General features: G+C 67.9%; 12 protein-coding genes. 3 read left to right on the top strand and 9 right to left on the bottom strand.

The features are described 5' to 3' along the window. The 7 genes from hflX to dusB all read right to left on the bottom strand — a co-directional run bounded on the left by hflX (position 1) and on the right by dusB (position 9341). Positions 1 to 1287, bottom strand: a complete 1287-nt coding sequence (gene hflX, locus HD841_RS07580; RefSeq protein WP_179508292.1) for a GTPase HflX — start codon at positions 1285 to 1287, stop codon at positions 1 to 3. A gap of 2 nt (positions 1288 to 1289) precedes the next feature. Beyond that, positions 1290 to 1775, bottom strand: a complete 486-nt coding sequence (hfq, locus tag HD841_RS07575) for an RNA chaperone Hfq (protein WP_037536445.1) — start codon at positions 1773 to 1775, stop codon at positions 1290 to 1292. A 122-nt stretch (positions 1776 to 1897) separates the two neighbouring features. Further along, positions 1898 to 3274, bottom strand: a complete 1377-nt coding sequence (ntrX, locus tag HD841_RS07570; protein ID WP_179508291.1) for a nitrogen assimilation response regulator NtrX — start codon at positions 3272 to 3274, stop codon at positions 1898 to 1900. 2 nt (positions 3275 to 3276) lie between these two features. Then, positions 3277 to 5502 carry a sensor histidine kinase NtrY-like gene (locus tag HD841_RS07565; protein ID WP_179508290.1) on the bottom strand — a complete coding sequence of 742 codons (2226 nt, stop codon included), beginning with the start codon at positions 5500 to 5502 and terminating at the stop codon, positions 3277 to 3279. Positions 5503 to 5852: 350 nt separating this feature from the next. Then, positions 5853 to 7268: a nitrogen regulation protein NR(I) gene (gene ntrC, locus HD841_RS07560; RefSeq protein WP_179508289.1), complete on the bottom strand. Its 1416-nt coding sequence runs from the start codon at positions 7266 to 7268 to the stop codon at positions 5853 to 5855. Next, the gene (locus HD841_RS07555) at positions 7265 to 8326 is read right to left on the bottom strand and encodes a two-component system sensor histidine kinase NtrB (protein ID WP_179508288.1); all 1062 of its coding nucleotides are present in this window, start codon (positions 8324 to 8326) and stop codon (positions 7265 to 7267) included. Before HD841_RS07555 ends, ntrC begins: the two co-directional genes overlap by 4 nt. A 7-nt stretch (positions 8327 to 8333) precedes the next feature. Continuing rightward, the gene (dusB, locus tag HD841_RS07550; protein ID WP_179508287.1) at positions 8334 to 9341 is read right to left on the bottom strand and encodes a tRNA dihydrouridine synthase DusB; all 1008 of its coding nucleotides are present in this window, start codon (positions 9339 to 9341) and stop codon (positions 8334 to 8336) included. 81 nt (positions 9342 to 9422) lie between these two features. Here dusB and HD841_RS07545 point away from each other — a divergent pair, with 81 nt between their 5' ends. From HD841_RS07545 to HD841_RS07535, 3 genes are read left to right on the top strand one after another with little or no spacing between them, the layout of a single operon-like run. Then, the gene (locus HD841_RS07545) at positions 9423 to 10547 is read left to right on the top strand and encodes a bifunctional 2-C-methyl-D-erythritol 4-phosphate cytidylyltransferase/2-C-methyl-D-erythritol 2,4-cyclodiphosphate synthase (protein ID WP_179508286.1); all 1125 of its coding nucleotides are present in this window, start codon (positions 9423 to 9425) and stop codon (positions 10545 to 10547) included. After that, positions 10544 to 11065, top strand: a complete 522-nt coding sequence (locus HD841_RS07540) for a hypothetical protein (RefSeq protein ID WP_179508285.1) — start codon at positions 10544 to 10546, stop codon at positions 11063 to 11065. The genes HD841_RS07545 and HD841_RS07540 overlap by 4 nt, the downstream gene beginning before the upstream one ends. After that, positions 11065 to 11565 carry a CinA family protein gene (locus HD841_RS07535; RefSeq protein WP_179508284.1) on the top strand — a complete coding sequence of 167 codons (501 nt, stop codon included), beginning with the start codon at positions 11065 to 11067 and terminating at the stop codon, positions 11563 to 11565. The genes HD841_RS07540 and HD841_RS07535 overlap by 1 nt, the downstream gene beginning before the upstream one ends. Here the strand turns inward: HD841_RS07535 and HD841_RS07530 are convergent. Both HD841_RS07530 and lipA read right to left on the bottom strand, forming a co-directional pair. Beyond that, on the bottom strand, positions 11526 to 11984 hold the full coding sequence (locus HD841_RS07530; RefSeq protein ID WP_179508283.1) for a type II toxin-antitoxin system RatA family toxin: 459 nt from the start codon (positions 11982 to 11984) through the stop codon (positions 11526 to 11528). The two genes, HD841_RS07535 and HD841_RS07530, sit on opposite strands and share 40 nt — an antisense overlap. Continuing rightward, the gene (gene lipA / locus HD841_RS07525; protein ID WP_179508282.1) at positions 11977 to 12927 is read right to left on the bottom strand and encodes a lipoyl synthase; all 951 of its coding nucleotides are present in this window, start codon (positions 12925 to 12927) and stop codon (positions 11977 to 11979) included. The genes HD841_RS07530 and lipA overlap by 8 nt, the downstream gene beginning before the upstream one ends. Positions 12928 to 12932: the final 5 nt, after the last annotated feature.

Here is a 12932-nt window from a genome sequence, read left to right as displayed (position 1 = left end):
TTACCGCTGCAAGAAGCGCTCGTAATCCCGTTCGGCGAGTCGCACCTCATATTGCGTCTGCAATTCCTCGCTGACCTGACCGAGCACCTCGCCATGCGCATGCAGCCAAGCGGCGCCGGCACCGTCTCCCGCGTCGAGCGTGATCCAGTAGCGCCGGTGGCCGGCGGTCAGCTTGGCGGCGACCTGTTCGATCAGATCGTCGATCCCCTCCCCGCCGAGCGCGGAAATGGCGACGACATCGTCGCGATGGCTCGCCTCGACCAGCACGTCCTCGTGCCGCTCGGCATCGAGCAGATCGAGCTTGTTCCAAGCCTCGAAGCGCGGCGTCAGTTCAGACACGCCGATCTCCGCCAGCACCGCCTCGACGTCGCTGCGCTGCGCCTCCGTTTCGGGATGCGCGATGTCGCGGACGTGGATCAGCAGATCGGCCGACACCACCTCCTCCAGCGTTGCCTGGAAGGCCGCGACGAGCTGCGTCGGCAGGTCCGAAACGAATCCCACCGTGTCCGACAGGATCGCCTTGTCGATACCGGGCAGCGAGATCTGCCGCAGCGTCGGGTCGAGCGTGGCGAACAGCAGGTCCTCGGCCATGACATGCGCGCCGGTCAGGCGGTTGAACAGCGTCGACTTGCCGGCATTGGTGTAGCCGACCAGAGCGATGATCGGCCACGGCGCGCGCTGGCGTCGATCACGATGCAGACCGCGGGTGCGGCTGACCTGCTCCAGTTCACGCCGCAGCCGCGCCATCCGATCGCGGATCAACCGGCGGTCGGCCTCGATCTGGGTCTCGCCCGGACCGCCAAGGAACCCGAAGCCGCCGCGCTGCCGCTCAAGGTGCGTCCAGCTGCGCACCAGTCGGCCAGCCTGATAATCGAGGTGGGCCAGTTCGACCTGCAACCGCCCCTCGGCAGTCGCGGCACGCTCACCGAAGATTTCGAGGATCAGCCCGGTGCGGTCGATCACCTTGGCCTCCAGCGCGGTTTCCAGATTGCGCTGCTGCACGGGCGTCAGGCTGGCGTCGAAGACGACGAGGTCGGCCTCGTTCTGCCGCACCTGCACCGCCAGCTGTTCGACCTGGCCGCTGCCGATCAGGGTCGCCGCTTTGGGCGCCCTCACCCGCACCGCGACCTTTTCGGTCACGACGAGTCCAATGGCGGCGGCGAGCCCTGCGGTCTCATCAAGGCGGGCGTCGGCATCGCGATGGGCATCGCCCTGATCGGGCAGCACGATCAGCGTGCGGCCACCACGGGCGAAATCGTCACGATCGCGATTGAAGCCATTGGTCACGGTCAGTCTTCCGTCTCCCCTTCATCGGCGAGGTTGAGCGCGCGCGCGGGCTGGATCGTCGATACGGCATGTTTGTAGACGAGCTGCGCCATGCCCTCACGCTGAAGCAGCATGCAGAACAGGTCGAATCCGGCGATCTGGCCCTGCAGCATGACGCCGTTGATCAGGAACATCGTCACCGAATCCTCGGACTTGCGCACGGCGTTGAGGAAGATCTCCTGCAACAGCGGCTGCTTGCGTTGCGCCTCGCCGACCGACTCGATCAGCGCGGCGATGTCCATCGGACCCGACGGCATGATCGTCGAAATGGCATGCTTGTAGATGAGCTGGGACTGACCGTCGCGGCGCAGCAGCACCGAGAAATTGTCGAACCAGGTGACGATGCCCTGCAACTTCACGCCCTTAACCAGAAACATGGTCACCGGAGTCTTGGAGCGGCGGAGGGCATTGAGGAACAGGTCCTGAAGGGACCCTTGTTTTTCGGCCATGATGAGCCTTTCGGTTCTTGGCGAGCCGTTTGCCCGCTATCGCGCCGTTTCCCGGCGTCGGATCGTCGCCCGGGTCGGGCGACACGATGCATCTATGAACGATGGAGCGCCACGTCCAGCGATCAATCCTCCCGCACGTCGGTGATGCCGAGCAGTTTGAGCTTCCGGTGCAGCGCCGATCGCTCCATGCCGATGAAGCTGGCGGTGCGACTGATGTTGCCGGAGAAGCGACGGATCTGGACGCGCAGATATTCGCGCTCGAACGTCTCGCGTGCCTCGCGCAGCGGCGCGCCCATGATCGCGCCCCCGCCGCCGTTGCCGAGATCCCCCTGATCGCCGAGCACTTCGGCGGGCAGCAGGTCGAGGTCGATGCGGCCGATGCGATCGCCGGGCGCGAGGATGATCGTTCGCTCGACGACGTTGCGCAGCTGACGAACGTTGCCCGGCCAGTCGTAGGATTGCAGCGCGACCATCGCATCCGGCGCGATCTCCGGCGTCGGCACGCGACGTTCGGCGGCGTAATGCGCCATGAAATGTTCGACCAAAGCGGGGATGTCCTCGCGCCGCTCGGACAGTGCCGGCAGCACGACGGGAACGACGTTGAGCCGGTAATAAAGGTCTTCGCGGAAGCGGCCCTCGGCGATCTCGTGCGTCAGGTCGCGCGAGGTGGCGGAGACGACGCGGACGTCGACCTTGACGATGCGGGTGCCGCCGATGCGGCTGAAGCTCTGATCGGTCAGCACGCGCAGGATGCGCGCCTGCGTCGCGACCGGCATGTCGGCGATCTCGTCGAGGAACAGCGTGCCGCCATGCGCCTGCTCCAGCAAGCCTGGGCGGACGAGATCGCCGCTTTCCTCGACGCCGAACAGCTCCTCCTCGACGCGTTCGGGGGTCATGCGCGCCGCGCTGACGATGACGAAGGGCGCCTGCGCGCGATTGCTCCAGCCGTGGAGCAGGCGCGCGGCGACCTCCTTGCCGACGCCAGCCGGCCCCATGATCAGCACGCGGCTGCCGGTAGCGGCGACGCGCTTGAGCGTGGCGCGGACGCCATTGATCGCGCCCGAGCTGCCGGTGAGGTCGCTCTCGCGCCCGGCGGACACCCGCAGGCTGGCGACCTCGCGCCGCAACCGTTCGGTCTCGGTCGCCCGCGCGACGAGGAGCAGCAGGCGTTCGGCCTCGAACGGCTTCTCGATGAAGTCGCTGGCGCCGCGGCGGATCGCCGCGACGGCCGTGTCGAGGTTGCCGTGGCCCGAGATGACCAGCACCGGGATCGACGGATCGCGGCGCTTGATCTCGTCGAGCAGCTCGAGCCCGTCGAGCCGCGAGCCCTGCAGCCAGACATCGAGCAGCACCAGCGACGGGCGACGCGTGGCGATCGCTTCCAGCGTCGCGTCGCTGTTGGCGGCGGAGCGGGTCTCATAGCCCTCATCTTCGAGGACGCCGGCGACCAGTTCGCGGATGTCGTGTTCGTCATCGACGACGAGGATGTCGAGCGGCATGTCTAATTCCGATTGCGTGTGAGGGCGGCAAGCTGGCTTTCGCCAGCCGGCTCGGGCGCGGCGGCCCCCTGGTCGAGGGCGGCAAGCGCCGCGGCGTCGAAGGTCATGCGGACGACGGTCCCCCCGCCGTCGCGGTCGGCGAAGGTCATGGTGCCGTGATGCTCCTCGACGATCTTCTTGACGATGGCGAGGCCGAGGCCGGTGCCACGGGCGCGGGTCGTCATATAAGGCTCGACGATACGGTCGCGGTCGGGTGGCAGGCCGACGCCGGTGTCGGCCACCTCCACGATCGTAACGCCACTATCTTCGCGCACTGTCATGTGCACCGTTCCGCCTTCTTCCCCTTTGCTTTCAATGGCTTCCACTGCGTTCTTCACAATGTTGGTGAACGCCTGGCCGAGCTGCCTGCGGTCACACACAAGGGCCGGCGCGGGGATGCTGTGGTCGAGCTCGAAGCGGATGCCGGGATGGGCGACCTCGTGCAGGAAGAGCGCCTGGCGCGCGATGTCGACCAGAGATTCCTCGCGGAACACCGGCTTGGGCATGCGCGCGAAGGACGAGAATTCGTCGACCATGCGACGCAGATCGCCGACCTGGCGGACGATCGTGTCGGTCAGCCGCGCGAAGGTGGTGTCCTCCGGATCGATCTTGCTGCCATAGCGGCGCTGGAGCCGCTCGGCGGCGAGCTGGATCGGGGTCAGCGGGTTCTTGATCTCGTGCGCGATGCGGCGCGCGACGTCGGACCAGGCGGCACGGCGCTGGTCGAGCAGCTGCTGGGTGATGTCGTCGAAGGTGAGGATCGGCCCGGCATCGGTGCGCGCGATGCGCACCGCCAGCGTGCGGGTCTCGCCGTTGCGGATCACCTGCACGATCGCCTCGCGTTCGCGGCCATGGACGAGATCGGCGAGTTCGGGCGCGATCGTCGTGAGCGGCCGGCCGATCAGGCCGTCCTCCCCTGCCCCGATCAGCTCGGTTGCCGAGCGGTTGGCGATGCGGATGGTGCCGTCCTCGGCGGTCGCGACGACCCCGGCGGACACCCCGGCCATCACCGCCTCGATCAGCGCGCGGCGGTTCTCGAGCTGATCGTTGGCAGTGACGAGGGCGCTGTTCTGCTCCTGCAAGCGGCCGGTCATCTGGTTGAAGGCGTTGGCGAGCGTGCCGACTTCGTCGCGGGTCCGCGGATCGGGCACACGCGCCGACAGATCGCCGGCCGCGACGCGCCGTGCCGCATCGACGAGTTCCCCCACCGGCCGGACGAGACGATCCGCCACGGTCAGGGCAATCCACACCACCAGCGCGACGATCAGCAGCGAGATGAGCAGCAGCGCGGCGTTGAACCGCAATTGCAGGGCGCGGGATCGGGTTTCCATCGCGCGGTAATCCGCGACCAATTGTTCGCCACGGCGCCATTGTGCGGCGACTTCGGGGTCGAAGACTCGCGCCACATAGAGGTAGGCGTTCTTGCCATAGGGAAACGGCATCAGCAGCGCGGCGCGATCCTTCGCCTGGATCACCACCCGCCCGGCGCCGGCATCGATCTTCGCGAGCATGCCCGGCGCCACGACACGATCGAGCTTGCGGCCATAAGGATTGACATAGGCGACCGGCAGCGGATCGCCCTTCACGTAAATCGCCGCTTCCGACAGGTTGCGGCGTAGCAACTGATAGCCGAAGCCCTGACCGAAGGTCTCGCTGTCCATCGGATATTCGCGCAGGTAGCCGATGAGATCGGCGCTCATCGTCTTGGCCTCGACCCCGATCCGCGCCAGTTCCTGATTGTAGTTGATCTGGAGCAGCGCCGTCGAATTCTCCAGCATCCCGCGCGCGCGGTCTGAATACCAGAATTCGACGCCATATTGAAACAGCAGCGACGCGAAGATGTTGACCAGCACCAGCGGCACGGCGGCGACGACGGAGAACAGCGACACGAGGCGCACGTGCAGCTGGCCGTTGCCGCCGACCTGCGAGCGCTGGGCGCGGCGCTGGGCGATCCGCCGGCCGATCAGCATCATCAGCGTGACGCCGGAGACGAGATTGGCGACGAGCAGCAGGGCAACCAGCGGCGGCGATATGACCTTGGAGCTGCCCGCCTCGCCGGCGAGGATCAGATAGGTGACCACGCCGATGCCGATCGCGACGACGAGCACCAGCGCCTCGACGGCAGGCGTGATGCGCAGCCGGCGGTCCGGGGCGGGGGTCATCAGATCGGGCGTCGGGGCCGCGTTCATTCCACCCCTCGTACAACGTGGATTGTTGCACGGAAACCACATAATTTAGCTGGAGCGATGGTTTGTGGTGACAGTGGGGTGAGCGGGGTATCGGCAGCGGTGACTGTCAGGCTGGCGTCATGCGGCGTAATGGAGGCACTTACTGCCCCCCCGGTCGGCCGATGCAGTGCGAAGAGGAGCGGCGCCGCCGATATGGGAAGTTGGCCGATTGGCTTTAGGCGGATCGCGACCCAAGTTTTGGAGCAACTCCTCCCCGCCAGGGGGAGAAGCTGGACTTGATCTTGATCCGGCCTGCGTCACTCCCGGCTGCGCTGGGAGGCATTCGGGCGCGGCGGATCGAAGCGTGCAGCTCAGTCGTCGGAGCGTGCGCTGATGCCCAACGTATCCAGCCGCTTGCGCAAGGTGTTGCGGTTGAGGCCGAGCGCGCGCGCGGCGCGGAGCTGGTTGCCGCCGTGGCGGGCCAGCATGGCCTCGATCAGCGGGCGTTCGACTTCGCCGATGACGCGGTCGTAGAGCGTGCCGTCGTCAAGGGCGCCGGGGCGCTCGCGGGCGATGCGTTCGACAAGGTGGCGGACCGCCTCGGCGATGCCCGGGTCCGAGCCTTCGGATGGCGTGCCGGGCGCGCCGAGCAGGTCGCGGATCGTCGCCGCGTCGATCAGTTCGTCGCGGGCGAGCACCGCGAGGCGGCGCATCAGATTCTCGAGCTCGCGCACGTTGCCTGGCCAGTCGTGGGCGGTGAGCGATGCCTGCGCGGCATCGCTCAACTGACGACGCGGAAGCCCCTGCGCCACCGCCATTTCGAGGAAGTGGCGGGCAAGCAGGGGGATATCCTGCCGCCGTTCGCGCAGCGCCGGCAAGGCGATCGGCACGACGTTGAGCCGGTAGAACAAATCCTCGCGGAACTGGCCTGAGGCGACCTGCTGGGTCAGGTCGCGGTTGGTGGCGGCGACGACGCGGACGTCGGCGCGCATCGTGCGGGCGCCGCCGACCGTGGTGAACTCGCCCGATTGCAGCACGCGCAGCAGCCGGGTCTGCGCCTCCATCGGCATGTCGCCGATCTCGTCGAGGAACAAGGTGCCGCCCGCCGCCTGTTCGAACCGCCCCGCGTTGCGCATCGCCGCGCCGGTGAAGGCGCCGCGCTCATGGCCGAAGAGCTCGGCCTCGATCAGCTCGCGCGGGATCGCGGCCATGTTGATCGCGACGAAGGGCGCGGCGCGGCGCGGGCCGAGGTCGTGGATCGCCCGTGCCACGAGCTCCTTGCCGGTGCCGGACTCACCCGAGATCAGCACGGTAAGGTCGTTGGAGAGGACGCGCGCGATGACGCGATAGACGTCCTGCATCGCCGGCGAGCGGCCGATCAGCGGCAACGCCGGGTCCTCGCTCGCCTCGGGCTGCGGCATCACCGCACCGCGGGCGAGCGCGCCGGTCACGGCACGGGTGAGATCGTCGAGATCGAACGGCTTGGGGAGGTATTCGTATGCGCCGACCTCGGCCGCGCGCACCGCGGTGGTCAGCGTGTTCTGCGCCGAGAGGATGATGATCGGCAGCTGTGGCAGCCGCTCGCCCACCTCCTTGGCACGGGCGATGCCGTCCCCGTCGGGCAGCACGACGTCGGTGATGAGCACGTCCGGCACGCGCGTGGCGAGCATCCGGTCGAGCTGCGCCAGCGTCTCGGCGGTCTGCACGTCATGGCCGGCGCGGCGCAGTGCCTGTGCGACAACGGTGCGGATCGCGGCATCGTCGTCGACGACGAGGACGCGGGTCATGCGGCGGCACGCGGCAGCAGGAGGCGGAGCGTCGTCATTTCCGGAGTTCCTTCGCGGGCATATTGGACGATGCCGCCCATGTCTCGCACCAGCTTGTCGACCAGGGCGAGGCCGAGCCCCTGCCCCTCCGGCCGGCCCGAGACGAAGGCGTCGAACAGATGATCGACGATGTCGGCGGGCGCGCCAGGGCCATTGTCGATCACGCAGATCTCGATGGGGAGCGGCGTGCGCGGCTTGCCCGGCGCGGCGGCGACCGACATGCCGTGGCGATAGGCGGTGGTGATCACGATACGGGGATCGCGCACCGATCGATTGGCTTCCACCGCATTCTTGAGAAGGTTGATGAGGATCTGCAACAGCGCGTCGCGGTTGATCGCCGCAGGCGGCAGCGATGGATCGAACCGCTCCTCGATCGCGACGCCGCGCGCGAAGCCGGCGAGCGCGAGCCGGCGGGCGTGGCCGATCAGCGGATAGATGTTCTCCGGCACGATCGGCAGCGGGCGGGTGTCGCTGAAATCCTGCATCCGGTCGATCAGCGCGGCGATCCGGTCGACCTCGGTGACGATCAGCGTGGTGAGCTCGCCGGTGCCGAGCAGCTGCGCAGCGCCACGGATGCCGGAGAGCGGATTCTTGATCTCATGCGCGAGCATCGCCGCGGCACCGCTCGCCGCACGGGCGCCGGCGCTGCGCCCGGACTTAGCGAGGCCGCGGTTGCTCGCGGCGGTGTGGAGGGTGATCGCGCGCCAGCCGGGATGATCGGGCACCGCCGCCTCGACGAAGTCGACGCGGATCTTCGGGCCATGCGGCGTCGCGATCTCGGTATCGTAGAAGGCGAAGCCCTGCCCTTCGCGCCGCTCATCGGTTGCCGGCGGCGGCAGGATCGCGGCGAGCGGCTGGCCGCGCATCACCCGTTCGGACAGGTTGAGCAACTGTTCCGCCAGGCCATTGGCATGGGCGATGCGATCGTCCGGGTCGACCACGACGACGGCGACCGGCAGCGCTGCGAACAGCTCGGCAAAGCCGGGCCGGCCGGAGGTGACGCCGGTGTGCTGCGCCATCCCCGCGTCAGGCAGCCTGCTGGACGGGCTGGTCGCGATGCGGGGCGTAGAAGTCGGCGAGCATCCGCTTGACAACCGCGGCGTCCGGCTGCTGGTTGACCGCGTTGCGGAACTCGGCCGAGCCGGTCAGCCCCTTGGTGTACCAGCCGATGTGCTTGCGCGCCATGTTGACGCCGGTGACCGTGCCATAATGGTCGAGCATCGCGTCATAATGCTCCGTAATCACGCGATATTGTTCGTCGAGCGACGGGTCGGGGCGGCGGTTGCCGGTCGCCAGATAGTCCATCACCTGACCGAGCAGCCAAGGCCGGCCGTAGGCGCCACGGCCGATCATGATGCCATCGGCACTCGAGTGTTCGAGCGCGGTGACGGCGTCGTCGATCGTGCAGATGTCGCCGTTGGCGATCACCGGAATGGTCACCGCGTCCTTGACCGTACGGATGAAGCGCCAGTCGGCACTGCCCTTGTACATCTGGTTGCGGGTCCGGCCGTGGACGGTGATCAGCTGGACGCCAAGATCCTGCGCGATGCGCGACAGTTCGGGCGCGTTGAGAGTGTCGAGATCCCACCCCATGCGCATCTTGAGCGTGACCGGCGCCTTGACCGCTTTCACCACTGCATCAACGAGTTGCGCGGCAAGCTTGAGATCGCGCATCAACGCCGAGCCGGCGTCGCCATTGGTCACCTTGCGCACCGGGCAGCCCATGTTGATGTCGATGATCGCCGCGCCGCGATCCTCGGCGAGCTTGGCAGCCTCGGCCATCTCATAGGGGGTGCAGCCGACGAGCTGCATCGATACCGGCTCTTCGGAGAGGTGCCAGGCCGCCTTCTGGATCGACTGGCGGGTCTCACGGATCGCCGCCTGGCTCGCGATCATCTCGGTGACGTTGAGGCCGGAGCCATAGCGCCGCACGAGCGTGCGGAACGGCATGTCGGTGACGCCAGTCATCGGCGCCAGGACGACGGGATGGTCGATCCGCACGGGACCGATCTGGATGGGCGTGAGAGCTGCCATGATCTGCCTGAAAATTGGGCATCCGTTTAGCGGCTTGCAGCGGCGCTGGCAAGGTTGCGGGCGGGCGGCTACAGGGGCGCGATGACGGATCGACCTCGGACGACGGCGCTGATCGTGGCGGCGGGCAGCGGCTCGCGCGCGGGCGGCGCGCTCCCCAAACAATATGTGCAGGTCGCGGGCAAGCCGCTGATCGCGCATGCCTATGGCGCGTTCGCGGGGCATCCGGCGATCGACGAGGTGGTCGTGGTCATCGCGGCCGGTGCCGAGCCTCTGGTCGCGACGGCGCTGGGCGACGTGCGTACGGTGGTCGGCGGTACGACGCGGCGCGAGTCGGTGGCGCGTGGGCTTGCCGTAGTCGGCGGCGACCGCGTGCTGGTCCATGACGCGGCACGGCCGTTCGTGCCGGCGGCGGTGATCGACCGCGTGCTGGCGGCGCTCGACGCGGCGGACGCGGCGATGCCGGTGCTGGCGGTGGCGGACACGTTGGTGCGCGACGGGGCGGTGGTGCCGCGCGACGGACTGTCGCGCGTCCAGACGCCGCAGGGGTTCCGCGTCGCGTCGCTGCGGGCGGCGCATGCCGCCTGGCCGGAGGATGACGAGGCGACCGACGATGCCCAGATGGTGCGCCGGCTTGGCGGGAGCGTCGCTTTGGTGCAGGGCGATGCGATGCTCGATAAGGTAACGCATCCAGAGGATTTCGCCGCCGCAGAGGCCCGTGTGACCTGGGAGACGCGCAGCGCGTCGGGGTTCGACGTGCATCGCCTCGAGGCGGGCGAGGAATTGTGGCTTGGCGGGGTACTGATCCCGCACGACAAGGGGTTGTCGGGGCATAGCGACGCCGATGTCGGCCTGCACGCGCTCACCGACGCCTTGCTCGGTACGATCGCGGCGGGCGATATCGGGACGCACTTCCCGCCGTCTGACCCGCAGTGGAAGGGCGCGGATTCGGCCCAGTTCCTGCAACATGCCGCACGGCTGATCGCCGACAAGGGCGGCCGGATCGATTTCGTCGACCTGACCCTGATCTGCGAGGCGCCCAAGATCGGCCCGCACCGCGCGGCGATGCGGGCGCGGATCGGCGCGCTGCTGGGTCTGTCCGAGGACCGGGTGAGCATCAAGGCGACGACGACCGAACGGCTCGGCTTCACCGGCCGCGGCGAGGGGATCGCCGCACAGGCGGTGGCGACCGTGAGCCTGCCGCGATGAGGGCGCTGATCGCGATCGTCGCGCTGCTCGCCGCATCGTCGGCCGAGGCGCAGACGCGCTGCATCACCACGCCCGAGGCGGAGGCGATGACGCTGGTGGCGCTGCCCGATATCATCCAGCAGACCGGCATCATCTGCGCGACGCGGCTGTCCCCTTCCAGCCTCGTCCGACGGACCGACAGCGAGTTCCTCGGCCGCTATCAGGCGGCGGCGGATCGGGCATGGCCGAACGCGCGCGCGGCGATCGTCAAACTGTCCGACCCGATGATCGATTCGCTGCTCCAGTCGGAATTCGCGCGCCCGTTGCTCACCGCGGCGCTGGCGCCGCTGCTGGTCGGACGGATCAATCCGGCTGATTGCGGGACGATCGACCGCTTCGTGACGCAACTGGCGCCGCTGCCGCCGCAGAACACCGCCGGCGTGATCGTCACCACGCTGCGCTATTTCAAGGGCGAGAAGGCAAAGGGCAAGGCGATCGCGGTGCCCGACCTGCCGCTGTGCCCGGAGGGCCAACGCTGATGGACACGCTGCTTCCCCGCGAGCTGATCGAGGCCGCGACCAGGGTCGTCGAGGCGAACCGTGCCGCCGGCCGCACGATCGCGGTCGCGGAAAGCTGCACCGGCGGCCTCGTTGCGGCGGCGATCACCGAAGTGCCGGGATCGTCCGACGTGTTCGGCGCCAGCTTCGTGACCTATTCCAACGATGCCAAGATGAAGCTGCTCAAGGTCAACAGCGACGTGCTGGAGACGTTCGGTGCGGTATCGATCGCGGTGGCATGGAGCATGGCGCAGGGCGCGCTGGAGAACAGCGGCGCCGATGTCGCGGTGGCGATCACCGGCGTCGCGGGTCCCGGCGGCGGCTCGATCAAGAAGCCGGTCGGCACCGTCGTTTTCGCAAGGGCGGAGAAAGGCGGCGATCCGTCCGACGTCCACGCGGATCGCAAGGCGTTCGGCGATCTCGGCCGCGGTGGGATTCGGCTTCAGGCCGCGCTGGTCGCGCTGGAACTGCTGCTGCCGTAAAGCACCTTGGCGCGGTCTTCAAAGGCGCCGATCATCCGGCGCAGCGCGACGCCGAAGACCTGCCCCGCCAGCATCTCGAACATCCGGTTCTTGAACTGGAAGTCGACCGTAAAGTCGACCGCGCAGCCGCCCTCCTCCGCGCGGAAGCGCCAGTCGTTGTGCAGATACTTCAGCGGACCGTCGATATATTCGACATGGACGCTTTCGGGCCGCACCTTCTCGACCTTCGAGGTGAAGGTCTCGCGCAGGCCCTTGAAGCCGACGATCATGTCGGCGAGCGTCGCGGTGTCGCTGTCCTGGCGCACGCGCATCGCGCTGACCCAGGGCAGGAACTCCGGGTAGCGCTTCACGTCGGCGACCATGTCGAACATCTGCTCGGGGGTGTAGGGCAGATGGCGTGTTTCGGAATGCTTAGGCACGAACGCTCGCGGTCTGCGCCGTCTGGCTCTGGGCGAGCTTCGCCGCGCGGGCGTCGCGCATCTTCGCGAAATCGTCACCGGCGTGATAGCTCGACCGGGTCAGCGGCGACGACGCGACCAGCAGGAACCCCTTGGCGCGGGCGATGGCAGCATAGCTGTCGAACGCCTTGGGCGTCACGAATTCGGCGACCTTCGCATGCCGCGGCGTCGGCTGGAGATACTGGCCCATCGTCAGGAAATCGATGTCGGCCGAGCGCATGTCGTCCATCACCTGGTGCACTTCGAGCCGCTGCTCACCCAGGCCGAGCATCACGCCCGACTTGGTGAAGATCGACGGGTCGAGCTTCTTCACGCTCTCCAGCAGGCGGATCGACGCATAATAGCGCGCGCCGGGGCGGATCGTCGGATAGAGCCGCGGCACCGTCTCGAGATTGTGGTTGTACACGTCCGGGCGCGCCGCGACGATCGCCTCGACCGCCGCCTCATGCTTGTTGCGGAAATCCGGCGTGAGGATTTCGATCGTGGTCCGGGGATTCGAGCGGCGGATCGCCTCGATCACCTTCACGAACTGCTTGGCACCACCATCGGGCAAATCGTCGCGATCGACCGAGGTGACGACGATATGCTCCAGCCCCATCTGCGCCGCGGCGTCGGCGACATTGTTGGGCTCCATCGGGTCGACGGCGCGGGGCATGCCGGTCTTGACGTTGCAGAAGGCGCAGGCACGCGTGCAGGTGTCACCGAGGATCATCACCGTCGCATGCTTCTTCGACCAGCATTCGCCGATGTTCGGGCACGCCGCCTCTTCGCAGACGGTCGTCAGGCTCTTGGAGCGCATCAGTTCGCGCGTCGCGGCGAACCCCGCCGAGGTCGGCGCTTTGACGCGGATCCAGTCCGGCTTGCGCAGGCGTTCCGGACGGGCGAGCGGTGTCATCTCGTTCATGATCC

It is taken from the genome of Sphingomonas melonis (genome assembly GCF_013409985.1).
Classification (GTDB): Bacteria; Pseudomonadota; Alphaproteobacteria; order Sphingomonadales; family Sphingomonadaceae; genus Sphingomonas; species Sphingomonas melonis_A.
The sequence above is the reverse complement of the archived record's forward strand: the minus strand, read 5'-3'. Positions and strand labels throughout refer to the sequence as shown.